The sequence below is a fragment of the Sphingomonas sp. BGYR3 genome, from assembly GCF_025153455.1.
GTDB lineage: Bacteria > Pseudomonadota > Alphaproteobacteria > Sphingomonadales > Sphingomonadaceae > Sphingomonas.
In genome coordinates, this window is the sequence record NZ_JANZNT010000001.1 from 1,299,124 (window position 1) to 1,325,440 (window position 26,317).

The following is a 26,317-nucleotide window of genomic DNA, read 5'->3' on the forward strand; positions in this document are numbered from 1 at the left end:
GGACGAAGCCATTCCCGCCCGGCGTGTCGGTCAGTCCAGCGGCGCCACGTCGACCGATACGTGCATCGTCTGACCCCCGGTACCCAGCACCACGCCGTCAATCGGCGCGATGTCGCCATAATCGCGGCCGATGGCGACGACGACATGATCCTCCGCCATCCAGATGCCATTGGTCGGATCGACGCCGACCCATCCGATGGCGGGGCCTGCCCACAGCATCACCCATGCATGGGTGGCATCGGCCCCGACCAGCCGCTCCTGACCCGGCGGCGGCAGGGTGCGAAGATATCCGGAGACGTATGCAGCCGGCAGCCCCGCGGTCCTCAGCCCCGAAATCATGATCTGGGCGAAATCCTGACACACCCCGCCGCGCTTGTGGAACGCCTCGATCGGCGGGGTGTCGACCAATGTCGCGCTGGGATCGAACAGGAACTCGCTCTGGATGCGCCGGGCCAGCGCCATGCCTGCCTCCAGCACGCCGCGCCGGGGATCCAGCTCGGCCGCGCACCATGCGCCGATCTCTGCGTCCAGCGGGATGCGGGGCGACGGAAACTGGTAACTGGCCGGGCTGGCCGGGCCCATGTCGCGGCTGGCGCGCGCCATCGCCGCCACCTCGGCCAGGGTCGGGTCGCCCGGCTGCGGCATCGGGATCGGCCGGGTCAGCGTGACCAGCGCGCTGCTTTCGATCACCAGGCTGCGCGTCGTGTTTTCCACCACCAGCCGCTGCACATTGGCCAGCCCCGCCTGCGCGCGGGCCGGGGCCAGCCGCCCGGCAGGCTCGATGGCCAGCGTGTGCGCCTCCAGCGTCTGGCCCGACCACAGGATCGGCTTCAGCCGCAGGTTGCAGCGGACGAATCCCGCCGGCTCGGCATAATCGAACCGGGTGATGTGACGGATGGCATAGCGCATCATTGCCGCCGTCCCCGCGCGATCAGGCGAGCGTCAGGCCGGGGGCACGCAGCGCCTCCGACCCGTGCAGGAAATAGCGGCGGGCGATGGCGTCCGACAGATCGGCCAGCATGGCATTCAGGCGGTTCAGCTGCACCTCCTCGATGCTGGCGGCGCGGGTCAGGTCGACCAGCGCGGCCAGTTCCGCCGCCAACGCCTGTTGCGGCTCCTGTATCCCGTCATCGGCCAGCATGGGCAGCCGGGTCAGATGCTCGCGGATCACCTGCGCCTGATAGGCCAAGCTGCGCGGATTGCCCGGATCCAGCAGCACCAGGTCGATCACCGGCACCCGCGCAATACCGGTCAGGTAACGCTGGCGGTAACTGATCTGGCTGTCGGCCAGGTCGAGCAGCGTGGACAGGTCGTCGGCCGTCGCGTGCATCGCCATGAAGGCGCGGACATTCTGGATCATCCCCGCCCCCCGCTCGATCCGGCGGCCCAGGTCCAGAAAGCGCCAGGCATCGGTCCGCGCCATATGCTCCGCGGACAGGCCGGCGATCGCGGCATAGCGGCGCTGCAGCGTGCCCGCCCGGTCCAGCACGCTGCCCCGGTCGGGAAACGGCGCATCGATCAGGCGCGTCATGTCCGCCGACAGCCGGTCGCGCGATATCGCGCCGATCCCGGCGATCGCGCGGTTGATGCCCGCCACGCTGAACGGGCTGTCATTGCCCAGCGCCGCCATGGCGAACGCCGCCAGTTCGCTGCGCCCCCGCCCGGCCGGTTCGCTGGCCGCCCCGGTGGCGACGATCAGGTTGATCAGATGCTGTACCGTGCCGCTGGACAGCGCAGCGCCGGTGTCGGCGGTGATCGAATGGCCCAGCAGGACGCGGATCACGGCCAGCAATGCCTCGCCCCGTTCCAGATACCGGCCCAGCCAGAACATGTTGTCCGCCACCCGGCTGGGCAGCGTGCCGGGGTTGCGCCGCAGCTGCACGGTCGTGCTTGCGGGCAACAGGCTGACCGGATCGACGGGGTCGGGGCCGTGGATGCACACATCGGCGGACCAGACGCCCTCGCCCATCACCGCCGCACGCGGGTCCGGGTGATCGGCGATCCGCGCAAAGCCGCCGGGCAGCACGGCCCATTCCCCATCCGGCCCGCGCGCGGCGAACACGCGCAGCGTGAACGGGCGGGCCACCATCCGGTCGCCCTGCACCACCGGCATGGTGCACAGCCGCACCACTTCGCGCCCGACATAATCCTGCGGCCGCCGCGCCATATCCGCCTCGACCGACGCGCGCCCGGCGGCATCCAGCTCGCACCCGAGCAGCGCCTGCCCGCCCGGCAAGCCCAGCGGCGGATCGGAAAAGGCAGGGGACAGCTCCATCCGGTCCAGATGGGCCAGCACATGGTCGCGCTCGGCCGGCTGCCCGCACCACCAGGTTGCGACATTGGGCAGGCGCAGCGGCGCGCCGACCAGCCGCTCGGCCAGCGCGGGCAGGAACGCGGCCAGTGCCGGCGCCTCGACCACGCCGACACCGGGTGCATTGGCCACCACGACATCGCCCGCCGCCATCGCATCGACCAGCCCCGCCACCCCGATTTCGGAATGGGAATCGAACGCCAGCGGATCGAGCAGGCGCGGATCGAGCCGCCGCCACAGCGCGTCGATCCGCTTCAGCCCGGCGACGGTGCGGACATAGACTTTGTCGTCCCGCACCGCGAGGTCGGCGCCCTCGACCAGCAGAAAGCCCAGATACCGGGCCAGATGCGCCTGTTCGGCATAGCTTGCATTGTAGCGCCCGGGCGTCAGCAGGCCGATGCGCGGCTCCGCCCGACGGCAGCTGGCGGCCAGGCCGTCGCGCATCGCCGTAAAGAACGGCGCGTGCCGCTGGATGTTCAGCCGCAGCTGTAACCCGTCCAGCACTCGTCCGATGGCCAGCCGGTTTTCCAGCGCATAGCCCGCGCCGGTCGGTGCTCGCACATGATCGGCCAGCACGCGCCACTGCCCGTCCGGACCCCGGCCCAGATCGACGGCATAGAAATGCAGGTGCCTGCCCCCCGGCGGGGTCAGCCCGACCATCGGCCGCAGGAACAGCGCGCTGCCAGTGACCAGCGCGGCGGGCAGCGCGCCCTGGCTGACCAGATCGCCCGGGCCATAGATGTCGGCGATCAACGCCTCCATCAGCGTCGCCCGCTGGGTCACGCCCGCACTGATTTCTGCCCATTCGGCCGAACCGATCATCAGCGGCACCGGCGACAGGGGCCATGGCCGCTCCTCGCTTTCGCCAGGGATGCGGTATCCCGTGCCGATATCGTCTGCCTGACGCTGCGCCCGCTCGCGCACCTCGTCCAGCCTGCCGCCGGACGCGCCGGCCAGTTCGTCCAGCATCGCCAGCCACGCATCGCGCTCTGCCCCGTCGGCAGCGCACAGCATGTCGCCGGCATTACCGTCGCCGCAATAATCGCGGATCCATTGCTCCGCGGCGTCCGCGGTGCCGGTCGATCCTGTCGCCAGGCTAGCCAAATGCCGTTCCCGTCATGCACCGCCCCCGCTGAATGCGGTTTCCGTGCAACCACAAAGCATCCCCCCGCGCAACCGCGCAGGAACCACATGGCGAACTTCCCCGTGGATAACCTTGACCCGCCGGCGTAATGAGCGCGCATGAGCACTGACCCCCACACCCTGTTCGACAGCTGGATGGCCGAGGCCGAGGCAAGCGAGATCAACGATCCCAATGCCATGGCGCTGGCCACGGCCGATGCGGATGGCCGCCCGGCCGTCCGCACGGTGCTGCTGAAGGGGCATGATGCGCGCGGATTCGTCTTTTACACCAACCGGGAAAGCCGAAAGGGGCTGGAACTGGCCGCCAACCCCCGCGCCATGCTGCTGTTCCACTGGAAATCGCTGCGCCGACAGGTGCGGATCGAGGGGCCGGTTTCGATCATCGACGATGCCGAATCGGACACCTATTTCGCCACGCGCCCGCGCGCCTCGCAACTTGGCGCATGGGCGTCGGACCAGTCCCGGCCGCTGACGGCGCGCGCGACGTTCGAGTTGCGCCTGGCCGAGGCAGAGGCCCGGTTCGACGGCGCCGACGTGCCGCGCCCACCGCACTGGGGCGGATATCGCGTGACCCCGGAACGGATCGAATTCTGGCAGGACCGCGACTATCGGCTGCACGAACGCCACGTGTTCACCCGCGACGGCAATGCCTGGCGCGAAGGGATGCTGTTCCCGTGACCGATCCGGCGCGGCTCGCCCGGTCGGCTGCGCTGGCCAGCGTCGGCACTGCCCTGTTTCTGGGCGGGATCAAGGGCTATGCCGCCTGGGCGACCGGTTCCGTCGCGATGCTCGGCTCGCTGGCCGATTCCGCGCTCGACCTGATCGCATCGCTGGTCACACTGTTCGGGGTTCAGATCGCGGCCCGTCCGGCGGACGAGGATCACCGGTTCGGCCATGGCAAGGCAGAGGCGCTGGCCGCGCTGTTCCAGGTGGCGGTCATCACCGTGTCGGCCATCGGCATCCTGGGCCGCGCCATCCGCGATCTCTCGGCAGATCGGGTCGTCGCCCAGGCCGAATATGGCATCGGTGTCAGCGTCATCGCGATCATCGCGACGCTCGCGCTGACCCGGTATCAGGCGCATGTCGTCGCGCGCACCGGATCGCTCGCCATCGGCACGGACCGGGTGCATTATACCAGCGACCTTTTGCTCAACGCCGCCGTCATCGCGGCACTGGTGCTGGAACAGTATCTTGGCCTGCGCGGCGCGGACCCGGTGTTCGGCATCGGCATTGCGCTGTGGCTGCTGTTCGGCGCGTGGCGCGCCTCGATCGAGGCGATCGGCCAGTTGATGGACAAGGAATGGCCGGAGGAAAAGCGGCGCCGCTTTGTCGAGGTTGCCAGCCGTCATCCGGAGCTGAAGGGGCTGCACGACCTGCGCATCCGCACCAGCGGCAACCGCGACTTTGCCCAGTTTCACATGTGGATGGACCCCGACATGACCGTCGCTGCGGCCCATGACGTGGTCGAGGCGCTGGAACGCGCGCTTGAGGCCGAATTTCCGGGCATGGAGGTGCTGATCCATATCGACCCCGTCGGTCAGGTCGATCATCCCGGCAACCCGCTGGCCGAACGGGACGAGGTCGCACAGCTGCGCAGTCCCGGCTGATCGTCCCCATTCGCCCGCATTGCGACGAATATCGACGGTTAAGCCTTGAAGATGCGGCCGATTTTGTCCAGCAGATGGAGCCAAACGACGCGTTCTGCGTTGGGGAGCGTTGATCGGGGGCAAGTGTGCCGTTGATCCGGGAATGGTGAGGGGCGGTGACAATCAGGTTCGGACGAACGGCTCGGCACGTGTTGCTGGCCAGCGCGGCCATGCTGCCCTGGGCTGCCCATGCGCAGGAATCGGGCAGCACCGCGCCCGCACAGACCGTGCCCACCCCTGCACCGGCGCCAGCGCCGACCCCCGAACCATCGCCGGACAGCGATACCGACACCCCGATCGTCCCCGATAAGGAGTTCGAGGACGCGTTGCCCGCCCTGTCGAACGATCCCAACGCGCCGCTGGAACCGATGAGCGCGTTTGAGGGGAAGCCGGCGGACCAGGCAAAGCCGAAGGAGCAGGGGCAGCAGGAACAGGGACAGCCGGCACCGCCCGCCAACCCGGCCTCGCCCGCAACATCGGGAGATATCGCCGCCCCCGCGCCACTGCCCGCCGAACCCGTGCTGGCCGAACCGCTGCCGCCACTCGATGGATTCGACGTCACCCCGCCCGTCGAAGTTGCGGCGGAAACCGATCCCCGCACCGTCGAAATCCGATATACGACGGTGGTCGAGGGGCTGGATACGCTGGGCCTGAAGGACCTGTTCAACGATCTGTCGGCCCTGCGGGAAGGCGATGGCAAGGCCGCCAATGCCACGATGGTGGCTGCCCGTGCGCGGGAGGACGAACAGCTTGCCGTCCGCCTGATGCGCTCACGCGGCTATTATGACGGCACCGCGATTTCGACCGTCGAACAAAATCCGGCCAATTCCGGGCGGCTGCGCGCCACCGTGTCGGCAACGCCCGGCAAGCAATACCGGCTGGACGCGATTGCCGTCCGCGCCGAACCCACCGTGCCGCCGGGTCTTGTCGAAAGCGTCCTGCCGCTGAAATCCGGCGATCCGATCGAGGCCGACCGGGTTCAGGGGGCAGAGGCGAATGTCGCCCTGCAGCTGCCGCGCCAGGGCTATCCGTTTGTCCAGGTGGGTCAGCGGGACATCGTGCTCGACGAACGCGACTTTACCGGCGACTATACCCTGCCCGTCGACACCGGCCCGCGCAGCAGCTTTGGCGGCCTGAAGACAGAGGGCGAACTGGCCTTCGACGTCGATCATCTGGCCGTCTTTCCCCGGTTCAAGGCGGGCGAGCTGTACGATGTCCGCCGCGTCGACGATCTGCGCGACGCCCTGATCGCGACGGGCCTGTTCTCCACCGTCTCGGTCGAACCGCAGCGGACCGGCACGCCCGGCCCCGACGGCACCGAACAGGTCGATCTGCTCGTCCGCCAGAATGCCGGCCCCGCCCGCACGCTGGCGGCCGAGGGCGGCTATGGCACGGGACAGGGCATCCGGGTCGAAGGCACCTGGACCCATCGCAACCTGTTCCCGCCAGAGGGCGCGCTGATCGTCAGCGCCGTTGCCGGGACGCAGGAACAGGGCGCGGGCGTCACGTTCCGCCGGTCCAATGCCGGCAAGCGTGACCGCACCTTCAGCCTCGCGGCCATCGCCAACCGGTCCAATTACGACGCGTTCGAAGCGTTCACCGGCACGCTGTCGGCCCGGATCAGCTATGATTCGACCCCGATCTGGCAGAAACGCTGGACCTATTATTTCGGTGCGGAACTGGTCGGCACGAACGAGGATGTGTTCAGTTTCGACCGCAACGAACGCATCCGGCGTACCTATGGCATTGCCGCGCTGCCGCTGTTCCTGGGCTATGACGCGTCGGACGACCTGCTCAATCCGACGCGCGGTTTCCGGGTCAAGCTGAACCTCAGCCCCGAGGCATCGGTTCAGGGCAGCACGCGCCCCTATCTGCGCTCGATGGTCGAGGTGACGGGATATTACCCGATCACGGACGATCTGGTCATCGCAGGGCGCGCCCGCGCCGGATCGATTGCGGGCATTTCGCGCGACAATCTGGCCCCCTCGCGCCGCTATTATGCGGGTGGCGGCGGGTCGGTGCGCGGCTTCGGCTTTCAGGAGCTTGGGCCCCGCACGATCGAACCCAATCCCGATTTCGACCCGACCAATCCAAACGAAAAGGATCCGCCCACGATCTTCCGTCCGCTTGGCGGGCGCAGCCTCAACGAATTCGCGCTGGAGGCGCGCTATCGCTTCGGCAATTTCGGCATCGTGCCGTTCGTCGATGCGGGCCAGGTGTATGACAGCACCCTGCCCAGGGGGAGCGATCTGCGTTTCGGCGCGGGCATTGGCGGGCGCTTCTATACCAATTTCGGGCCGATGCGCGTCGACATCGCCACGCCGATCAACCGCCAGCCGGGTGAATCGCGCATCGCTCTTTATATCTCGATCGGACAGGCATTCTGATGGCCAGCGCACCGCCCGTCGATGAACCCGTGATCGTCCGCCGCCCCCGCTGGCAACGGATTGCGCGGATCATCCTGATCGTGCTGCTCGGCCTGGTGCTGCTGCTCGGCGCGCTGGTGCTTGGCCTCAACACCGGTCCCGGCCGGGCGTTTCTGGCCCGGCAGATCGGCGGCTACACGCTGGCATCCGGCCTGAACCTCAAGGTCGGGCGGATCGACGGGTCGATCTATGGCGCGATGGTGCTGCGCGATGTCCGGGCCAGCGATCAAAAGGGCGTGTTCGCAACCTCGCCCGAACTGCGCGTCGATTGGCGGCCGTTCGCCTTTGCGTCCAACCATGTCGATGTGCGCAGCCTGACCAGCCCGCTGGTCCGCGTCGACCGGTTGCCGGAGCTAAAGGAAACGCCGACCGATCCCGACGCGCCGCTGCTGCCCGATATCGATATCGACGTGAACCGGCTGGTCATCGACCGGATCGAGCTTGCCCCCGCTGTGGCGGGCCGCCGCTATCTCGCCCGCCTTGCCGGGGACGCGCATATCGCGGATCGCCGGGCACAGGTGCGGGCCGATGGCGTCACGCTGAACGGTCCCGGCCTTGCCGGCGGCGACCGGGTTGCCCTGCGTCTTGATGCCGTTCCGGATGCCGACCGGCTGGATGTCGACATGCGCCTCAACGCGCCTGCCAATGGCCTGGTCGGCTCGCTGGCCGGGCTAAAGGCGCCGCTGGTCGCCACGCTTGACGGCGATGGCAGCTGGCAACGCTGGCGCGGCACGCTTGCCGGCACGCTGGGCGGTCAGTCGATCGCCAATCTTGCTCTGGATGCGGCCAATGGCCTGTTCCGGGTGCGCGGCGATGCGCGGCCGGGCCTCTATCTGACCGGCCCTGTCGAGCGGCTGACCGCGCCGCGGCTGCAGATCGCGATGGACGCGCGGCTGCTGGGCGACCGGCGGCTGGACACGCAGCTTCGCCTGCGCTCCGATGCGATGGCCGTCGCCACGCAGGGCCTGATCGACCTCGCCCGCAGCCGGTTCGACGGCGTGCGGGCAGAGGCGCAGTTGCTGACCCCCGGCGCGATTGCCGACAATCTGAACGGCAATGCCGTGCGGCTGGATGTGGCGTTGAACGGCCCCTTCGCCACCCCGACCGTGGATTACAAACTGGCCGCCGCTGCCTTGGGCTTTGGCGAAACGGTGGTCGAACGGCTCTATGCCGAGGGGCAGGCACGGATCGATGCCAACCGCATCCTGGTGCCGGTCAATGCCCGCGCCGCGCGCATTGCTGGCCTGAACGCCGCGGTCGGCGGGCTGGTAACCAATGTCGCGCTGAACGGCGATATCGCCATCAACGGCACCCAGATCCTGTCCGACAATCTGCGCATCCGGTCCGACCGGGTGAACGCCACCGCGATCATCGCCGCCGATGTCGCGACGGGCCGCTATACCGGCGCGCTGCAGGGCCGGGTGAACAATTACGAACTCGCATCATTCGGCATCTTCGATCTTGAAACCAACGCCGATCTCTACACCGCGCCCGGCGGCGGCTACGGGATTCGCGGGCGGCTGGTGACCCGGACAAAGCGCCTGTTCAACGAAGGGATCGCAACGTTCCTGGGCGGCAATGCAAAGGCCGCGGTGGATGTCGTGCTGACACCCGAAAACATCGTCCGGTTCGACAATCTGCGCCTGTCGGCCCCGCAATTCCGCATCACGCGCGGGCGGGGCAGCTATGATTTCGCCGGACCGCTGCTGATCGATGCGGATGCCGTCTCCACGCAATATGGTCCGCTGTCCGCGCGGGTATCGGGCACCGTGGCCGCGCCGCTCGTGCTGCTGCGCGCGCCGCGTCCGGGCGTCGGCATCGGCCTTGCCAATCTGGAAGCGCGCGTGCGTGGCCAGGGCGATGCCTATGCCATCACCGCCACCGGCGGCACCAACTATGGGCCATTCAACGCAAACCTTGTCGTCCGCACCGCCCCACGCCTGAACGCGACGATCCGCGACACCCTGTTCGCGGGGATCACGTTCAACGGCCAAGTTGCGGCGACACCCGCAGGCCCGTTTGCCGGGGCGCTGGACTTTGCCGGTTCCGGCGTCACCGGCCGCGCTGACCTTGGCGCACAGGGGCGGTTCCAGACGGCGGCGATCAACGCCCGCGCCACCAACGCCGCCATTCCCGGCGACATGGGCCTGACCATTGGTCAGGCGCTGGCGACCGGCCGGGTGGTCCTGTACGATGATGCCCCCGCCGTTACCTTCGATGCTCAGGTCGCCAATCTGCGTCAGGGCGAATATGTTGTCACCCGAGCCCGTGCGCGCGGCGATTATCGCGGCGGGCGCGGCACGGTTCAGGCGGTGGCGCGCGGCACGACCGGCGTGCCGTTCGAACTGGCCGCCAATGCCGACCTGACGCCTCGCCTGTGGACCGTCGCGCTAAAGGGCAAGGGCAACGGCGTCGGGTTCCGGACACAGGAACCCGCCCGCATCGACGTCAGCGGCAATGACTATCGCCTGCTCCCCACCCGCATCACGCTGGATCAGGGGGCGGTGCGGATCGCCGGGCGCTATGGCAATGGCTACAGCCTTCAGGGTCAGCTTGACCGGCTCGACCTGCAAATCGCCAACGCCTTTGCCCCCGGCATCGGCATCGGCGGCACGGCCACGGGCAGCTTTACCGTGGATCAGGGCGCGGGCGGCAACCCCAATGGCAATGCCCGCATCGCGATCAGCAACTTCACCCGGTCCAGCCTGGCCACGGTGTCCAGCCCGGTCGATATCCAGTCGATCCTTGCCCTGAATGCCGGGCAGGCGGACGTGCGCGCGCTGATCCAGCGCGGCGGCGCGACCATCGGCCGGGTACAGGCGCGCACCGGGCTGACCGCCGGGGCACCGCTGACCGGCGGGGTGCGGTACAACGGCCCGGCAGAGGTGCTGTGGTCACTGGGTGGCATCGCGGATCAGCAGCTGTCCGGACCGATCGGCCTGGCCGCCGACTTCTCCGGCACGCTTGGCGCGCCGCGCATCACCGGCCTGGTCCGCGCAAACGACCTTGTCTACGAAAACGAAACCTATGGCACGCGCCTGTCCGCCATGCGGATCACCGGCCGATTCACCAATGACCGGTTCGAGCTGCAGGACCTGCGCGCCACGGCGGGTGAAGGCAATGTCACGGCACGGGGCTTTGTCGGCCTGTCGTCGAACAGCGGCTTTCCGGTGGATGTGACCGCCCGCCTGAACAACGCCCGGCTTGCGCGCAGCGACATGATCGGCGCCACCGCCACAGGCGAAATCCGCCTGACCAACGGCCCGGACGGCGGCCAGATTCAGGGCGATATCCGCATTCCGGAGGCGCGGTACCAGATCATTCGGCAGGGCGCGGCAGAGGTTGCCGAACTGACCGGCGTGCGCCGCCGCACCACCGCGCTGGAGGCCGCCAATGCACCGCGCGGCTCTACGCCGCCACCATCGGCTGGGCTCTTCCGCCTTGACCTGCGCGTCCGGGCCGACAACCGGCTCTATGTGTCCGGCATGGGCCTGGAAAGCGAATGGCAGGCCGATCTGCGCGTGCGCGGCACGTCGGCCAACCCGCGCATCTCCGGCCAGATCGAGGCGATTCGCGGCACGTACAGCTTTGCCGGCCGCCGGTTCGAACTGGACGACGGCAACGTGACCTATGAGGGCAATGACCTGCTCAACCCCAATATCGCGATCTCGGCATCGACGACGACAGAGGGGGTGACGGCGATCATCAACGTCACCGGCACTGCCCAGCGGCCACAGGTCGCGTTCACATCCACGCCCGCGCTGGCGCAGGACGAGGTGCTGTCCCGCATCCTGTTCGGCCGGTCCGTCACCAACCTGTCGGCGATTCAGGCGATCCAGCTGGCCTCTGCGCTCAATTCGCTGCGCGGATCGGGAGGCGGGCTCAACCCGCTGGGCGAACTGCGTCAGGCGGGCGGGATCGACCGGCTCCGCATCCTGGGCGCGGACGATACCGCCGGCCGGGGCACCGCCCTTGCCGCCGGCCAGTATCTGACCGACGACATCTATGTCGAAATCATCACCGACGCGCGCGGCTTTACCGCAACCCAGCTGGAAATCGCGCTGACCCGTGCCCTGTCGCTCCTGTCGCAAACGGGCAGCTTCGGCGGATCCAGCGTCAATCTGCGCTATTCGCGGGATTACTGATCCCGCGGATGCGGCGGTGATGGTGGGGGTGCGATCTGCGTCATTCGCGGGACGCCTGATCCCGCGACTGCGCCGATAATTTTGGGGGTAATGGTAGCGGAGGAGGGACTTGAACCCCCGACCCCAGGATTATGATTCCCGTGCTCTAACCAACTGAGCTACTCCGCCCCATGACAGGGCACCCTTGCGGGCGAAGCGGCGACTTAGTGCGGGCGGGCGCGCCGGTCAAGCGAACATATGCCGGGATAATGCTTCCCATGGCCCGTCGCGATAGGCCCAGCAGCCAATGCCCGTAATGGCCAGCGGACGGACGCGAAAACCGGCCTCCATCTCGGCGCGCAATGCCCTGGCCTGATGCGGCTCGACCTTGTTCTGGATCGTCACGTGCGGACGCCATCCGGCCTGATCCTGCGGCACCAGCATCCCCGTGAACGCATCGGCCAGCCGGTCGCGCAGCGCGGCCAGGTCGGGGCTTTCGATGCGAAAGGCGGTGCCCCGGCCCAGCGTGACGACACCCGCAATCCATGCCCGGGGCGCGTGCTGCCCCCGCGTTTCTGCATTCAGCCGCTGCCGCAATTCGGGCATGATCGCGGGCGGCAGATGGTGGAACAGCGTGATGTGCGCCGGCACCTGATTGCGCTCTGGCGGGAAATGCGCGCGGCGCAGGCCGTCCAGCCAGGCAAAATCCTGTTGCCCGAACAATGCCGTCACGATGACCGGCGCCGCACCGGACGGGTCATCGGGTCCGGTCAAATCTCGACCTGACTGCCCAGCTCGACCACACGATTGGTGGGCAGCCGGAAAAACTCCATCGCGCTTTCTGCGTTGCGCAGCATCCACGCGAACAGCTTTTCCCGCCACAGCGCCATGCCGGGATTGGCCGACGGCAGCAGCGTCTGACGCGCCAGGAAAAAGCTGGTGTCCATCATCTTGAACGCCGAACCGCACTCGCGCACCTGCTTCAGCGCGGCGGGCACGTCCGCCTCCTGCATGAAGCCATAGCGCAGGACCAGCCGGTGAAACCCCTGACCCAGATCGGTCAGATCGGTGCGCCGGTCATCGGAGATATAGGGTTCGTCCGAAATCTTGACGGTCAGGAGGATGACCCGCTCGTGCAGCACCTTGTTGTGCTTGAGGTTGTGGAGCAGCGCGTGCGGCACGCCGTCGGGGGTGGACGTCATGAACACTGCGGTGCCCGGCACCCGCGCCGCGCTGTTCGCCGCTGACTGAATGAACACCTGAATCGGCATGGCGCTCTGGCGCAACCGGTCGATCATCAGCTTGCGGCCCTTGGCCCAGGTGGTCAGCAGCGTGAACACGATGAGGCCGACCAGCAGCGGGAACCAGCCGCCATCCGGCACCTTGGTCAGGTTGGCCGCGAAATAGGCGGTGTCGACCAAGAAGAACAGCGCCAGCACCCCGCCCGCGACCAGCTTGTTCCACTTCCACAGGCTGAACAGCACGACGACCAGCAGACAGGTGTCGATGAACATCGCCCCGGTCACCGCAATGCCATAGGCGGCGGCCAGATTGCTCGACGACTGGAACGTCAGCACCAGCAACAGCACCATGACCATCAGCGCCCAGTTGATGACGGGGATATAGATCTGGCCCTGCGCACTGGCCGAGGTGTGCGTGATGCGCAGCCGGGGGATGAAGCCCAGCTGGATCGCCTGCTGCGTCAGGCTGAACGCGCCGGAAATCACCGCCTGGCTGGCGATGATCGTCGCCATCATCGCCAGGATGACCAGCGGCAGGCGAAAGGGTTCGTCGGCCAGCAGGAAGAACGGGTTCCTGATCGCCTCCTGCGCCGCGACGGGATCGAGCGACAGGATCATCGCCCCCTGCCCCAGATAATTGAGCATCAGGCCGGGCAGGACAAAGAACATCCACGACACGCGGATCGGGTTGCGCCCGAAATGACCCATATCGGCATACAGCGCCTCTGCCCCCGTCACCGCCAGCACGACGGAACCCAGCGCCAGAAAGGCAGAGCCGAAATCCCGCGAAAAAAACTGGACGGCGTACCACGGGTTCAGCGCCATCAGGATCGTGGGATCGGAGGCGATGTGGATGATGCCCAGTACCGACAGGGTGATGAAATAAAACACCATGATCGGGCCGAACAACGCACCCACCTTGGCCGTGCCGCGCGCCTGAATGGCGAACAGGCCTACCAGGATGCCGACCGAAATCGGCAGAACCCACGGGCCGAACCGCGGATCGACGGTGGTCAGACCTTCCGACGCCGACAGCACCGACATCGCCGGGGTAATCATGCTGTCGCCATAGAACAGTGCGGTGGCGAATACGCCCAGCATCACGATCGGCCCGGTCCACCGCTTGCCGCCGCCCGATTGCCGGTTGATCAGCGCCAGCAGCGCCAGGCTGCCCCCCTCGCCCTTGTTGTCGGCGCGCATGATGACCGATACATATTTGATGCTGACCACGATCATCATCGACCAGAAGATCAGGCTGAGCACGCCCAGGATGTGCGTCGCGTCCGGCGTCAGCGGATGATGCCCGGCAAAGGTTTCGCGGAACGCATAAATCGGGCTGGTGCCGATATCGCCAAAGACGATGCCGACCGCCCCCAGGCACAGCTTCCACAGCGCACCCGACGGATGATGCGCGCCAGCGGCCGCGTCGGACGCATCGCGCGCCGACGGGGCGAGATCGGTCGGAGGTTCCGAGTTCACGGGCGTGATGTCCGCCACCAAATGCAAACGGCCAAGTTCATAAGGCCCGCGTTCATGCCCCAAGTGAAGACGCGCGGCGTTAGCATCCGCAGCACCGGGGAACAAGGGCTCGACTCGGACCCCCGCCGCCTTGGCAACGGATGCAGGGCGCAGGGCGATGTTCAAGATATAATGCAACAGCAACGGCGCAATTATCGAGCGGACCTTACGCGGCGCATGGTGCTAAACCGCCACCAACAACCGTTACGGAGAAGGATCGGGCCATGCGCATCGGCGTGCCAAAGGAAATCAAGAACCACGAATATCGCGTCGGCCTGACCCCGCCCGGCGTGGCGGAGCTGACCGCGCGCGGCCATCAGGTGGTTGTTCAGACGGGCGCGGGCAGCGGCATCGATTTCGCCGACAGCGATTATCAGGCCGCCGGCGCCACCATCGCCCCCGATGCCGCAGCCGTCTTTGCCGGCAGCGACATGATCGTGAAGGTGAAGGAGCCGCAGCCGTCCGAAATCGCGATGCTGGAGGCGCGGCACACGCTGTTCACCTATCTGCACCTGGCCGCCGACAAGCCGCAGGCCGAAGGGCTGATCGCGTCGGGCGCGACCTGCATCGCCTATGAAACCGTCACCAGCGCCAACCGCTCCCTCCCGCTGCTCAAGCCGATGAGCGAAGTGGCAGGCCGCATGTCGGTTCAGGTCGGCGCGCATTATCTGGAAAAGGAACAGGGCGGTCGCGGCGTCCTGCTGGGCGGGGTGCCCGGCGTCGCTCCGGCGCGCGTGGCGATCCTTGGCGGCGGCGTTTCCGGCATCAACGCGGCCCAGATGGCGACGGGCCTGCGCGCCGATGTCACAATCTATGACATCAACAATGACCGGCTGGCCGAACTGGACATGCATTTCGGCAGCCAGATCAAGACAGCCTATGCCAGCAAGGCGGCGATCGCCGCGGCGGTCAAGAACGCGCATCTGGTGATCGGCGCTGTCCTGGTTCCGGGCGCGGCCGCCCCGAAACTGGTGACGCGCGAGATGCTGAAGACGATGAAGCGCGGCAGCGTGCTGGTCGACATCGCGATCGATCAGGGCGGCTGTTTCGAAACCTCGCGCGCGACGACGCATGACGATCCGGTGTTCGAAGTGGACGGCGTCATCCATTATTGCGTCGCCAATATGCCGGGCGCGGTGGCGCGCACCAGCACCTTTGCGCTCAACAACGCCACCCTGCCGTTCGTCCTGAAACTGGCCGATCATGGGGCAGAGGCCGCGATGCGCGCCGATCCGCATCTGGCGGCGGGGCTGAACGTGTCCGGCGGCCGCATCCGGCATCAGGCGGTGGCCGATGCGCTGGACCTGCCGTTCGAAGCCTGGGCCTAATCCCGGTCAGCGGCGGGGGGCGGTCGCGCCTTCCGCCCCGGGCTGGCTGGCCAGCACACCGTCCAGCAGCACCAGCCGGGTCATGATCGACTGGCTGGCATCACTGCCCGGCCGCGCCAGCCGGGCCGCACGCGCCCATGCCCCCCGCGCCCGCACAAAATCGCCCGCGCGGACATGGGCCAGGCCCAGATAGAACCACACGCCCGGCTGGTCCGGGCCAAGCTGCACCGCACGGGCAAAGGCGCGGCGCGCCGGCGGGGACAGCGCGTTGCCGTCATGCTCCTGCAACGCGAGGCCAAGCCCGGCCCACAGCGCGGGATCGCGCGGCGATTGCTGCAATCCGCTCAGCAGCACCTTGGCCGCCGCCTCGGTCTTGCCGGTCCGCAGCATGGCGTCGGATGCGATGAAATACTGGTCGGAAAACACGAACTGCCCGAACATCGACCGCCGCAGCGCCAGCTGGCCGGGGTCCATCGGGCGGGTCGCCCGCTGTGCCTCGGTCGGACTGCCGGTCAGCGACGGCCGCCCCTGCAGCGCATATCCCGCCGCGCCCAGCATCAGCGCCGCCAGCGCCAGCCGCAGCACGCCGCCGGACACGCGCGCGCGCCACAGGACAAGCGCGGCGACGACCAGCAGGGCCGTCAGGATCACCCAGCCCATCATGCGCGCTTCTTCCTGCGAAAACTGGTCGCTGCCACGATCACGCCGATGATCAGCATGACGATGGGCGCGATCCACAGCGGCGCGGTCGCCGCGCTGATCGGCGGATCATAGCTGACATAATCGCCATAGCGTTCGATCAGCCAGTCGCGCACCTGTTCCGCACTGTCGCCCGCCGCAATCCGCTGCCGCACCAGCGCGCGCATATCGCCGGCCATGTCGGCATCGCTGTCCGCGATCGACTGGCCCTGGCACACCAGACAGCGCAGCGTGTTCATCAGCGCCTTTGCCTCGGCCTCCTTGGCGGGATCGGACAGCTGGGTATTGGCCATGCGCGCCTGTGGCATGTCCGACTGGGCGGCAAGCGGCGCGGCGATCAGCGCACCCGCCAGAGCGATGGCAACCCTCATCCCCCTCATCGTGCGGCCTCCAGCGCGGCGATCAGCTTCGGCACATCCTCGTCGCGGATCGGCCCGATATGCTGGGCACGGATGACGCCGCCTGCATCGACGACAAAGGTTTCGGGAACGCCCGCCGATCCCAGCGACAGCTGAAACCGGCTTTCCCGGTCGTCCCCGATCGCGCGATAGGGGTCGCCATAATCGCTCAGAAACTGGGTGGCGGCGGGCGCGGTGTCGCGGATGGCGACCGCATCGATCGTCACGCCGCGCTGCTTCAGCGCCATCAGCTGCGGGGCCTCTGCGGCACAGGGGACGCACCAGCTGGCAAAGACGTTGATCAGCCGAGGCCCGGACAGCGGCTTGTCCAGCCCCGGCTTGCCCGCGATCAGCGCCGGCAGCGCCAGCGCCGGAACCGGCTTGCCGACCAGTTTGGACGCCACGATCGACTGCGGAACGCGCTGCAACCCGGCAACGAACAGCACGACCAGCGCGGCAAAGGCGATCAGCGGCGCCCAGATCAGCCAGCGGTTCATGCCATCGCCTCACGCGCACGGCGGGCCAGCCATTGCCGGCGTTCGCGCCACACCCGGCCGAGCAGCGCCAGCGCTCCGCCAAAGGCGATCATGCCGCCGCCGAACCAGATCAGCGTGACCCAGGGTTTCCACCACAGCCGGATCTGCGCCCGGCCCGATCCATCATCCTTGCCGATCACGGCATAAAGCTGTCCGTCGGTCAGGGTGCTGATCGCCGCCTCGGCCGTTTCGGTCGGCGGGGAGGCAAAGAACCGCTGCTGCGGGCGCAGAATGAACGGCTTGCCCGCCTCGCCCCGCTGGATGGTCAGCTTGGCCTCGATGGCGGACCAGTTGCGGCCCACCACCGGCTGGATGCCGTCAAAGGTCACGCTGAACGGCCCCACGGAAATCCGCTCCCCCGGCGCTGCTGCAACCAGCTTTTCCTGCGTGAACGCGCCTTCGCTGGCCATGCCGGCCACGCTGACGGCAACGCCCAGATGCGCGATCGCCATGCCGACCGTCGCCATCGGCAGACGCCGCCAGTTGGACACGATCAGCGGCTGGACGCTGCCCACCGCCAGCCCCGCGGCCAGCGCAAGGCCCGCAATCGCCGCCCAGCCCGCGCCCGGCGCCATCAGCCATGTCGCCGCCGCCGTGACACAGATCGCCAGCACCGGCGCGAACAGCTTGCGCGTCACCCGCGCCTGATCGTCGCTGCGCCAGCGCAGCATCGGCCCGATCGCCATGCCCGCCATCAGCACCAGCGCGATAGGCGCCGTCGATTTGTTGAAAAAGGGCGGGCCAACCGACAGCTGCTGGCCCATCGCTGCCGCAGCAATCGGATACAGCGTGCCGATCAGCACGATGCCCAGGATCACGCTGAGCAACAGGTTGTTCAACACCAGCCCGCCTTCGCGGCTGAGCAATTCGAACGTCGCACCCTGCCGCACCGTCCCGATGCGCAGCGCGAACAGCGCCAGCGCACCGCCGATATAGAGGCCCAGCAGCACCAGGATGAACGTGCCCCGCTCAGGATCGACGGCAAAGGCATGGACGCTGGTCAGGATGCCCGACCGCACCAGGAACGTGCCAAGCATCGACATGGAAAAGGCGATGACTGCCAGCATCACCGTCCATGACCTAAGACCGTCCCGCGCCGCCAGCACATTGACCGAATGCAGCAGCGCCGTCGCCGCAAGCCACGGCATCAGCGAGGCATTCTCCACCGGGTCCCAGAACCACCAGCCGCCCCAGCCCAGCTCGTAATAGGCCCAATAGCTGCCCGCCGTGATGCCCAGCGTCAGGAAAATCCACGCGATCAGGATCCAGGGCCGCATCGCGCGGGCAAAGGCCGGCCCGACATCCCGGACGACCAGCGCGCCGATGGCAAAGGAAAAGGCGACCGACAGGCCGACATAACCGATGTACAGGGTGGGCGGGTGAAAGGCGAGGCCGGGGTCCTGCAACAGCGGGTTCAGGCCCAGCCCCTCCGGCGCGGCGGGGTTCATCCGGGCAAAGGCGTTGGAGGCGAACAGGATAAAGGCATAAAAGCCAAGCGCGATGGCCGCCTGCGCACCCAGCGTCGCGGTCAGCATCGGCTTGCTCAACCGCCGCTCGATGATCGCGATCGCGCCGCCGGCCACCGCCAGCACGGTCACCCACAGGAGCATCGACCCTTCGTGATTGCCCCATGCGCCGGCGATCTTGTACAGCATCGGCTTGGCCGTATGGCTGTTTTCCGCCACGATCAGCACCGACAGGTCGGTGACCGCGAACAGCCAGATCAGCGCACCGAAACTGATCGCGGCCAGCACGCCCTGAACCACCGCGACGGGGCGGACGGCTGCGTGAAACTGATCCGCCACCACCGTGCTGCGTCCGTCCAGGCGGATGCCCGCCACTGCGGCGCACAGCTGAAACAGCGCCATTGCCGCCGCCAGCCACAGCGCGGCCAGACCCAGTTCTGCGATCATTGGGCGATGGTATCCTGCGGCTTCATCCGGCTCGCCATTTCGGGCGGCATGTACCGCTCGTCATGCTTGGCCAGCAGGTTGGTGGCGCGGAAACTGCCCTGGCCGGTAAAGCTGCCTTCGGCCACCACGCCCGATCCTTCCTTGAACAGGTCGGGGGCGATGCCGCTGAACGTCACGGGCACCCGCGCCTTGCCGTCGGTGACGGTAAAGCGGATCGACACGCCATCGGGCTGACGCTGGATCGACCCTGCCTCCACCATGCCGCCCAGCCGCACGGCGCGGCCCGGCTCTGGCGGGTTGGCGACTGCATCGGCGGGGGCATAAAAGAACGCGGCCTGATCCTGCAGGCCGGACAGCGCCAGCGCGCTTGCCCCCATCAGGGCGACGATGGCCAGCCCGGCCAGGGCCAGCCGCTGATGCTTTGCCTTCATCGCCGGTCCTTCATTGCATCCGATGCCCGCTCGGCCCGGCGCATCGCGCGCCAGCTGGCCAGCGACAGGGCAACGACGCCCAGCATCACCACGCCATAGGCGGCGATCACGAATGGCCAGGGGTTCATGCCGCCGCCATCCGCCGCATCCGCGCCTCGACCCGCGCCTCGGCCAGATAGGCCCGCATCCGGATCAGCACGATCGCGCCGAACCAGAGCGAAAAGCCCAGAACGGTCAGCCACAGCGGCCATAACAGGCTGTCGTCGATGCTGTTGCGGGTCAGCGTGATGCTGGCCGGCTGATGCAGCGTGTTCCACCAGGTGACGGAATATTTGATGACCGGCAGCAACACGGTCCCCGCCACGCCGAACAGGGCGGGGATGCGCCCATCGCCGCCGCGCTCGGCATCGCCGCGTTCCAGCGCGATCCAGCCCAGATAGACAAAGAACAGGATCAGCATGCTGGTCAGCCGCCCGTCCCATTCCCACCACGTGCCCCAGGTCGGCCGACCCCAGATCGAGCCGGTGATCAGGCACAATGCAGCGAACAGCGCACCGGGCGCGGCAACCGCCCGCGCCGACAGCGCGGCCAGCGGATGCCGCCAGATCAGATAGCACAGGCTGGACACCGCAATGCCCGTCCATCCACCCATGCCCAGCCACGCGGCGGGCACATGGATGTACAGGATGCGGACGCTATCCCCCTGCAGGTAATCGGGCGGCGTCACGAACAGCCCGGCCCCGGCCCCGACCAGAATCAGCGCAAGACCCAGCCAGAACAGCACCGGCGTCAACGGCCGGGCGATACGCAGGAAACGGGCTGGATTGGCTAGGGCGTGCATGGCGTTATCCGTCCACTACACACAATATGCGGGCCATGCCACACCGGCTTTGGGCCGTGGGGCAATAGCCCCGCTCGATTGCGGTCAGCCGCGCCCGATCAGCCGGCGGGCAATGGCATCGGCCACTTCCGCCTCGGGCTGGCCGGTGCGGGCGCTTTCGTCCCACACCTCGATCAGCCGTTCCGGAATGCGCGTCACGCGGGCATCCACCTCGGCCCGGTCGCCCTGCCCCAGATATTCCAGCGCGACGTTGATGATGCCGCCGGCGTTGATGACATAATCCGGCGCATACAGGATGCCGCGCGCGTGCAGCCGGGCGCCGTCGGCGCGGGTCGCCAGCTGGTTGTTCGCACCGCCCGCCACCGCCTTGCACTTCAGCGCCGCGATGCTCGCCTCGGTCAGCACCGCGCCCAGCGCGTTGGGGCTGACGATTTCGGCCTCTTCGGCCAGGATCGCGTCGGTCGGCACGGTCCGCGCGCCCAGTTCGGCGGCCAGCGCCTCGGCCCGGCGCGAATCGACATCGGCCAGGATCAGGTCCGCGCCATCGGCCGCCAGCTTGCGCGCCACGCCGCCGCCAACGCTGCCCACGCCCTGAATGGCGACGCGAACGCCATGCATGTCGTCGGTGCCCAGCGCCCGGCGTGCGGCCGCGCGAATGCCCAGATAGACGCCATGCGCCGTGGTCGGCCCAGGATTGCCGCCCGCCGCGCCGCTGCCCACCGGCAGGCCGCTGACATGGCGGGTTTCGGCGGCGATCGCCTGCATGTCCGCCTCGCTCATGCCGACATCCTCGGCAGTGATATACCGGCCGCCCAGCGATTCGATCGCACGGCCGAATGCCGCCAGCAGCTCCGGCGACTTGGCGCGCTCGGCATTGGCCAGGATCACGCCCTTGCCCCCGCCCATCGGCAGTCCGGCCATGGCGTTCTTGTAACTCATGCCGCGCGACAGGCGCAGCGCGTCGGTGATGGCCGCGCCGTGATCGGCATAATGCCAGAATCGGACACCGCCCGCCGCCGGGCCCAGCGCCGTGGAATGCACCGCAATGACCGCCGTCAGGCCGCTTTCCCGGTCAGTGACCAGGTGGACGCCTTCATGGTCGTCGAAATCGGGAAATCCCCAATCGGTGGGCATGGTTCCATCTCTTCGGGCAAAGGGCGGTGGGCGGATCCGCCATCAGGAGCAATGGGGCGACCGACGGGACTTGAACCCGCAACTTCCGGCATCACAAGCCGGCGCTCTAACCAATTGAACTACGGTCGCCGCGAAGCCGCGCGCTTAGCGGCTCTTGCCCGCGCTGGTCAAGCATATCAGTTTCGGTCCCGCAGAACCAGCGGATCGCCGCGCGAAACCCGCACTGCCTCGGCTCCCGAAATGATGCCGGTCCGCGCCAGTTGCCGGGCAATCGATCCCATCGTCGGCATCTGGACGAACGCATGGCGGGCCAGGATCGCGGCATCCCCGCCCCCGTTGATCAGGCGGCGGAGCGGATAATCCACCTCGATCACCTCGTGAATCGTCAGCCGCCCGGCAATCCCGCTGTCGTCACAGGCGGGACAGCCCGGCGCATGGTGCACCACCGACCCCGGATCGAACCCAAGCAGAGCGGCGACGCTGTTCGATGCCTGTACCGGATGGCGACAGACGGGGCACAGGCGCAGCACCGGTTGCTGGCCGATCACCAGCCTGAGCGTCGATGCAATGGCGAAATCGTCCTGCCGCATGTCGCGCAGCGTCTGGATCGCGGCCAGCGCACCCGCCGCATCGATACTGGCCAGCACGATCCGGTCCTGCAACGCGGCCTGCACGGCATGGTCGGCACTGCGCCGGTCATGGATGCCGTCGATCAGCAGCGGCGGCGCATCATCGCCAGCATCCGCAGTGCCCAGCCGCTGCTCCATGCGGGCCAGCGTGGTCGAACGCCCGCTGCCCCCGTGTCCGGCCACCAGCAACAGGCCGGTTCGCCGGGCCAGCGCGCGGGCCAGCGCCATATCCTGCGCCGGGTGCGACAGCATGGGGTCCGCGACCGCCGATGGCGGCACGATCGTCGCGCTGTCCCCCGGCCCGTTGATCGTCATCCCCTGCCGCAGCCCCCTGACCCGCCCGGTCATCCGCTAACGCCGCGATGTTGCGCTTTTCTTGCAGTTTTATTGCGCCCGGCGAGGGGCGGTGTCGCCCGGCTTCAGCCCCTTTCGATTCGCCCCGCGCTTTGCCATGGTTCCGGCATGAACGACCTGGCGCCCCTTCATCTCGGTTCCGGCTATCCGGCACAGCCCGTCATCGCCCGGATCACCGCCCAGTCCGGCGTTCAGCGCGTGCCCAGCCCAAAGCTGGACCTGTTCCAGATGCGCGGGTTTCTGGAACGCGATCTGTGCACCGTTCTGATGGCGATGATCGACCGCGATCGCCGCCCGTCGACGATCAGCGACGACAATGGCGACGCTGCCTTTCGCACCAGCGAAACCTGCGATCTGGCCGCCGATGCCCCCGCGGTGATGGAGGTGGAGCGGCGGATTACCGCCTTTAGCGGGATCGACCCCGCCCATGGCGAACCGCTTCAGGGACAGCGATACGCCGTGGGGCAGGAGTTCAAGGCGCATACCGATTATTTCGAGCCGACCGGCGTAGATTTCGACCGGTTCTGCTCGGTCGCGGGCAATCGCACCTGGACCGTCATGATCTATCTGAACGAACCCGATGCGGGCGGGGCCACCCGCTTCAAATCCATCGACAAGATCGTTCAGCCCGAAACCGGAAAACTGCTCGCGTGGAACAATCTGCGCGCCGATGGCAGCCCCAATGCCGCCACGCTGCATCATGGAATGAAAGTGCGGGCGGGCACCAAATATGTGCTGACCAAATGGTTCCGCGAACGCCCCTGGGGGTAATCGGCCGGATGCGGCCTGGCCCTTCCACATAAAGAAACGGTGCCGGAGCGCATGGCTCCGACACCGTCAGTACCTCTGGCTTGGGGGCCGTCAGAGTTTGACGCTGGCGCTGACCGAGAAAATCCGGCCAAGCTGGAACGTGTTGGTGTCGACGCGGACATCGTTGGGAAAGCTCTGGAATTCCTGCGACCGCGTGGCCGTCAGGTTGCGGCCCTCGAACTTCAGCTCGATTTCGCGGTCGGTGCCCAGTGCGATCCCCTGCCGCACCACAACGTCCAGCCGGATGCCCGGCCGCTCGACGATATCGGGCAGGCGCAGGCCGTCGATCACCGGACCACGGCTGACGACGCGGTCGGTGGCATAATTGAACAGCAGCGTCGCCTGGGTGCGGCTGTCCTGATTCTCGATGCCCAGCTGCGCATTGATCAGATGGTCCGACTGGCCGACCAGCGGCGCGCCGTTGACGAACACCAGATCGGCGGCAACCGGCGGCGCGCCAAAGATCGGGTTGGACACCGGCTCGTTGCCGATCAGCAGTTCCGACTTGGTATAGGTGTAGTTGGCCAGCGCCAGGATGCGCGCGCCGCTCCACAGCGAATCGATCGGGAAATACTTCTGAACCTCGATCTCGCCGCCATACAGATTGGCCTTGGGCGCGTTCGAAAATCCGGTGAAGAACGTGCTGCTGCCCGGCGCCAGCACCGCGATCTGTTCGATCGGGCTGTCGATCCGCTTGAAGAACCCGGCAACGGTCAGCCGCTCGTCACGGCCAAAGAACCATTCGTACCGCGCCTCGGCATTCAGCAGTTCCGAATCCTGCAGGTTCGGGTTGCCGAAAAACTGCCGGTTGGAATCGAAATCGACGTACAGCTGCGGCGCCAGCTCGCGGAACTGCGGCCGGGCGATCGTCTTTGACCCGTGCAGGCGCAGCTGCATCGAATCGGCGAAGTTCCACGTCAGCGTCGCCGCTGGCAGGATATAGCTATTCTCAAGGTTGGTGCCCGGCTGCACGCCCGTGGTGGTACGCAGCGCCACCGTTTCCTTGGCATCCTCGTACCGATAGCCGACCGTGGCGCGCAGCCCGTCGAGCAGTTCGGCCTCCATCTGGCCATAGACCGCATGAACCGTCAGCCCCGCGTCATAGGCGGGCGCAGCATTGGCGCCGGAGCCGGAGATGTTCTGAAGGTTGATGCCGTACAGGCTGATGATCGCATCCGATAGCAGGAAGTCGGGCCGCAACTGGCCGATCTCGATCGGCAGCGTCGCGTTGTTCGGGCCGACATAGCGGAACTGATAGCGGCTGGCCGTACGCTCGGCATCGCTGAACGCATATCCGGCCGACAGCGTGACCGGGCGATCCAGGTCCAGATCATAGCTGAAATCGATCGCGCTGGCCCAAAGGTCCTCATTGAGGTCGCTGAACGCGATCTGCGCGGTCTGCGTCGTGCCGCCCAGCGTGTTGATGTAATCGTTGATGCCATTGGCATCGGTATATTCATAGCGGAAGAACCGCTCATACGGCGCCTTGCGCTTGGTATTCGAATAAGATCCGCGAAAATCGACCTGCAGCTTGTCGAAATCCAGCTCGCCTACGAACTGGCTGGTGAACAGCTGGCGCTCGAACCAGTTGGTATATTGCTCGATATAGGTCGGGATCGGCGCGAACGGACCGGGAATGCCCAGATTGTCGAAATCGCCCGCGCCCAGGATGCCCTGCTTCAGCGTGTCGTGGATATAGACGTTGGTGAGGCGGAACCGGTGTTCGCCCACTTCCGCGCCCAGCCCGATCAGGCCGTTGACCAGGATGCGGTTGTCGGTCGTCACCGTGGTGAAATCGCTGGCCAGCAGGCCGTCGGCGGAAATCGCCGTCTGCTGACGGGCGGAACGGGTGCGGAAACTGTTGGAAATGCCGCCCCCGGCGATCAGGCCGACACGAACGCTATCGCTGACGTCCACGGCCGTGCCCAGCGACAGATCGCCCGACCAGTTGGGCGGAATGTCGCGGTTTTCCTGCAACAGCGTCGTCTGCGCGTTGGTCAGCTGCGTCGCCTGTTCCGGGGTCAGGCCGGTATTGTTCTGTCCGGCATCGCGCACGAACCGCGGCACGCTGCGCGTCCCGTCATCATATCCGAACACATCGCGCGACCCGCCGTCATAGACATAGCCAAGCTCGCTGGTCGAATAGGTGTCGAAGCCGACGGAGCCGCCCAGCTGGATGAAACTGTCCTTGGGCACCGCGCGGGTGGTCAGGTTGATCGCGCCGCCGCCGAATTCGCCGGGATAGTTCGCCGAATAGCTTTTCTGGACCAGCGCCGATGCAATGACGTTGGTCGGAAAGATGTCGAGCGGCACCACGCGGCGCAGCGGTTCCGGGCTGGGTAGCGGCAGGCCGTTGAGCAGGGACGAGGAGTAACGGTCGCCAAGGCCGCGGACGAACACGAACCCGTTGCCGACGACGCTCAGGCCGGTCACCCGCTGCAGCGCGCCGGCGATGTCGCCCTCGCCCGTCCGCTCGATGTCCGCCTGGGACAGGACGGACACGACCTGCGGCGTCGAGCGCACGACATTGGGGATGAACCGGCCGACGACGACGATGTCCTCGACATTGCCGGCACCCGGCGCGGAAATCTCGACCTCTTCCTGCGGCGTTTCCTGCGCCACTTCGCCCTCGGCGGGCGGGGGCGGCGGCATGTCCTGCGTCTTCAGGCCCGGCACATCGGCGGCCGGTGCCGCCTCACGCGCAACGGCGGCGGGCGCCACCAGCATTGAGGTCAGGAGCAGCAGGCTGCCAAAGGCGATCTTGTTCTTCATGGTCGTTCTGTTTCCGGCTCGGGAGCATCAGGTCGCGGGCATGATCCGGCGGGTGCGGCCCCC

20 protein-coding genes and 2 tRNA genes are annotated in these 26,317 nt (G+C 67.4%); 6 read left to right on the forward strand and 16 right to left on the reverse strand.

Translation table 11 applies throughout. The features are described from left to right. Window positions 1–30: 30 nt before the first annotated feature. On the reverse strand, window positions 31–909 hold the full coding sequence (locus NYR55_RS05980; RefSeq protein WP_260021576.1) for a transglutaminase family protein: 879 nt from the start codon (window positions 907–909) through the stop codon (window positions 31–33). A 22-nt stretch (window positions 910–931) separates the two neighbouring features. Continuing rightward, on the reverse strand, window positions 932–3,415 hold the full coding sequence (locus NYR55_RS05985) for a circularly permuted type 2 ATP-grasp protein (protein ID WP_260020296.1): 2,484 nt from the start codon (window positions 3,413–3,415) through the stop codon (window positions 932–934). Between the two features lie 138 nt (window positions 3,416–3,553). Here NYR55_RS05985 and pdxH point away from each other — a divergent pair, with 138 nt between their 5' ends. The 4 genes from pdxH to NYR55_RS06005 all read left to right on the forward strand — a co-directional run bounded on the left by pdxH (window position 3,554) and on the right by NYR55_RS06005 (window position 11,671). Further along, the gene (gene pdxH / locus NYR55_RS05990; protein ID WP_260020297.1) at window positions 3,554–4,132 is read left to right on the forward strand and encodes a pyridoxamine 5'-phosphate oxidase; all 579 of its coding nucleotides are present in this window, start codon (window positions 3,554–3,556) and stop codon (window positions 4,130–4,132) included. Continuing rightward, complete coding sequence (locus NYR55_RS05995) at window positions 4,129–5,061, forward strand: cation diffusion facilitator family transporter (RefSeq protein ID WP_260020298.1); 933 nt, start codon at window positions 4,129–4,131, stop codon at window positions 5,059–5,061. The genes pdxH and NYR55_RS05995 overlap by 4 nt, the downstream gene beginning before the upstream one ends. 209 nt (window positions 5,062–5,270) lie before the next feature. Next, window positions 5,271–7,487, forward strand: coding sequence for a BamA/TamA family outer membrane protein (locus tag NYR55_RS06000; protein ID WP_260021577.1), 2,217 nt, complete (start codon window positions 5,271–5,273; stop codon window positions 7,485–7,487). Further along, on the forward strand, window positions 7,487–11,671 hold the full coding sequence (locus NYR55_RS06005; RefSeq protein WP_260020299.1) for a translocation/assembly module TamB domain-containing protein: 4,185 nt from the start codon (window positions 7,487–7,489) through the stop codon (window positions 11,669–11,671). The genes NYR55_RS06000 and NYR55_RS06005 overlap by 1 nt, the downstream gene beginning before the upstream one ends. A gap of 91 nt (window positions 11,672–11,762) precedes the next feature. On the opposite strand, the gene NYR55_RS06010 is transcribed toward NYR55_RS06005, so the two are convergent. From NYR55_RS06010 to NYR55_RS06020, 3 genes are all read right to left on the reverse strand, one after another. Beyond that, window positions 11,763–11,839 (reverse strand) — tRNA-Met (locus NYR55_RS06010). Window positions 11,840–11,896: 57 nt separating this feature from the next. Continuing rightward, on the reverse strand, window positions 11,897–12,424 hold the full coding sequence (locus NYR55_RS06015; RefSeq protein WP_260020300.1) for a 2'-5' RNA ligase family protein: 528 nt from the start codon (window positions 12,422–12,424) through the stop codon (window positions 11,897–11,899). Continuing rightward, complete coding sequence (locus tag NYR55_RS06020; RefSeq protein WP_260021578.1) at window positions 12,421–14,283, reverse strand: potassium transporter Kup; 1,863 nt, start codon at window positions 14,281–14,283, stop codon at window positions 12,421–12,423. The genes NYR55_RS06015 and NYR55_RS06020 overlap by 4 nt, the downstream gene beginning before the upstream one ends. A gap of 350 nt (window positions 14,284–14,633) precedes the next feature. Between NYR55_RS06020 and ald the strand changes: the two genes are divergently transcribed. Continuing rightward, entirely contained in the window at window positions 14,634–15,737 is a 1,104-nt protein-coding gene (ald, locus tag NYR55_RS06025; protein WP_260020301.1) for an alanine dehydrogenase, read from the forward strand. A gap of 6 nt (window positions 15,738–15,743) precedes the next feature. Here the strand turns inward: ald and NYR55_RS06030 are convergent, their stop codons facing one another. The 10 genes from NYR55_RS06030 to NYR55_RS06075 all read right to left on the reverse strand — a co-directional run bounded on the left by NYR55_RS06030 (window position 15,744) and on the right by NYR55_RS06075 (window position 22,666). Further along, entirely contained in the window at window positions 15,744–16,400 is a 657-nt protein-coding gene (locus NYR55_RS06030) for a tetratricopeptide repeat protein (protein WP_260020302.1), read from the reverse strand. After that, window positions 16,397–16,816: a cytochrome c-type biogenesis protein gene (locus NYR55_RS06035; protein WP_260020303.1), complete on the reverse strand. Its 420-nt coding sequence runs from the start codon at window positions 16,814–16,816 to the stop codon at window positions 16,397–16,399. Before NYR55_RS06035 ends, NYR55_RS06030 begins: the two co-directional genes overlap by 4 nt. After that, window positions 16,813–17,331, reverse strand: a complete 519-nt coding sequence (locus tag NYR55_RS06040) for a redoxin family protein (RefSeq protein ID WP_260020304.1) — start codon at window positions 17,329–17,331, stop codon at window positions 16,813–16,815. Before NYR55_RS06040 ends, NYR55_RS06035 begins: the two co-directional genes overlap by 4 nt. After that, complete coding sequence (locus tag NYR55_RS06045) at window positions 17,328–19,283, reverse strand: heme lyase CcmF/NrfE family subunit (protein ID WP_260020305.1); 1,956 nt, start codon at window positions 19,281–19,283, stop codon at window positions 17,328–17,330. Before NYR55_RS06045 ends, NYR55_RS06040 begins: the two co-directional genes overlap by 4 nt. After that, complete coding sequence (gene ccmE, locus NYR55_RS06050) at window positions 19,280–19,714, reverse strand: cytochrome c maturation protein CcmE (protein ID WP_260020306.1); 435 nt, start codon at window positions 19,712–19,714, stop codon at window positions 19,280–19,282. The genes NYR55_RS06045 and ccmE overlap by 4 nt, the downstream gene beginning before the upstream one ends. Next, window positions 19,711–19,842, reverse strand: a complete 132-nt coding sequence (gene ccmD, locus NYR55_RS06055) for a heme exporter protein CcmD (protein WP_260020307.1) — start codon at window positions 19,840–19,842, stop codon at window positions 19,711–19,713. The genes ccmE and ccmD overlap by 4 nt, the downstream gene beginning before the upstream one ends. Beyond that, window positions 19,839–20,555 carry a heme ABC transporter permease CcmC gene (ccmC, locus tag NYR55_RS06060; RefSeq protein ID WP_260020308.1) on the reverse strand — a complete coding sequence of 239 codons (717 nt, stop codon included), beginning with the start codon at window positions 20,553–20,555 and terminating at the stop codon, window positions 19,839–19,841. The genes ccmD and ccmC overlap by 4 nt, the downstream gene beginning before the upstream one ends. Before the next feature lie 84 nt (window positions 20,556–20,639). Then, window positions 20,640–21,689, reverse strand: coding sequence for a Glu/Leu/Phe/Val dehydrogenase dimerization domain-containing protein (locus NYR55_RS06065; protein WP_260020309.1), 1,050 nt, complete (start codon window positions 21,687–21,689; stop codon window positions 20,640–20,642). A 52-nt stretch (window positions 21,690–21,741) separates the two neighbouring features. Next, window positions 21,742–21,818, reverse strand: a tRNA-His gene (locus tag NYR55_RS06070). Window positions 21,819–21,865: 47 nt separating this feature from the next. Beyond that, window positions 21,866–22,666 (reverse strand): hypothetical protein, encoded by an 801-nt coding sequence (locus NYR55_RS06075; RefSeq protein ID WP_260020310.1) that lies wholly within the window; start codon window positions 22,664–22,666, stop codon window positions 21,866–21,868. 114 nt (window positions 22,667–22,780) lie between these two features. Here NYR55_RS06075 and NYR55_RS06080 point away from each other — a divergent pair, with 114 nt between their 5' ends. Beyond that, entirely contained in the window at window positions 22,781–23,443 is a 663-nt protein-coding gene (locus NYR55_RS06080; protein WP_260020311.1) for a 2OG-Fe(II) oxygenase, read from the forward strand. Window positions 23,444–23,533: 90 nt separating this feature from the next. Here NYR55_RS06080 and NYR55_RS06085 read toward each other — a convergent pair whose 3' ends face one another. Continuing rightward, window positions 23,534–26,254: a TonB-dependent receptor gene (locus tag NYR55_RS06085; protein WP_260020312.1), complete on the reverse strand. Its 2,721-nt coding sequence runs from the start codon at window positions 26,252–26,254 to the stop codon at window positions 23,534–23,536. Window positions 26,255–26,317: the final 63 nt, after the last annotated feature.

Coding starts and splice junctions, on each gene's coding strand:
- NYR55_RS06040 (WP_260020304.1), bottom strand. CDS start 17,331: ATGAACCGCTGGCTGATCTGGGCGCCGCTGATCGCCTTTGCCGCGCTG.
- NYR55_RS06075 (WP_260020310.1), bottom strand. CDS start 22,666: ATGACCGGGCGGGTCAGGGGGCTGCGGCAGGGGATGACGATCAACGGG.
- NYR55_RS06085 (WP_260020312.1), bottom strand. CDS start 26,254: ATGAAGAACAAGATCGCCTTTGGCAGCCTGCTGCTCCTGACCTCAATG.
- NYR55_RS06030 (WP_260020302.1), bottom strand. CDS start 16,400: ATGATGGGCTGGGTGATCCTGACGGCCCTGCTGGTCGTCGCCGCGCTT.
- NYR55_RS06035 (WP_260020303.1), bottom strand. CDS start 16,816: ATGAGGGGGATGAGGGTTGCCATCGCTCTGGCGGGTGCGCTGATCGCC.
- NYR55_RS06005 (WP_260020299.1), top strand. CDS start 7,487: ATGGCCAGCGCACCGCCCGTCGATGAACCCGTGATCGTCCGCCGCCCC.
- NYR55_RS06045 (WP_260020305.1), bottom strand. CDS start 19,283: ATGATCGCAGAACTGGGTCTGGCCGCGCTGTGGCTGGCGGCGGCAATG.
- ald (WP_260020301.1), top strand. CDS start 14,634: ATGCGCATCGGCGTGCCAAAGGAAATCAAGAACCACGAATATCGCGTC.
- NYR55_RS06000 (WP_260021577.1), top strand. CDS start 5,271: ATGCTGCCCTGGGCTGCCCATGCGCAGGAATCGGGCAGCACCGCGCCC.
- NYR55_RS06080 (WP_260020311.1), top strand. CDS start 22,781: ATGAACGACCTGGCGCCCCTTCATCTCGGTTCCGGCTATCCGGCACAG.
- ccmE (WP_260020306.1), bottom strand. CDS start 19,714: ATGAAGGCAAAGCATCAGCGGCTGGCCCTGGCCGGGCTGGCCATCGTC.
- ccmC (WP_260020308.1), bottom strand. CDS start 20,555: ATGCACGCCCTAGCCAATCCAGCCCGTTTCCTGCGTATCGCCCGGCCG.
- pdxH (WP_260020297.1), top strand. CDS start 3,554: ATGAGCACTGACCCCCACACCCTGTTCGACAGCTGGATGGCCGAGGCC.
- ccmD (WP_260020307.1), bottom strand. CDS start 19,842: ATGAACCCCTGGCCATTCGTGATCGCCGCCTATGGCGTGGTGATGCTG.
- NYR55_RS06065 (WP_260020309.1), bottom strand. CDS start 21,689: ATGCCCACCGATTGGGGATTTCCCGATTTCGACGACCATGAAGGCGTC.
- NYR55_RS05980 (WP_260021576.1), bottom strand. CDS start 909: ATGCGCTATGCCATCCGTCACATCACCCGGTTCGATTATGCCGAGCCG.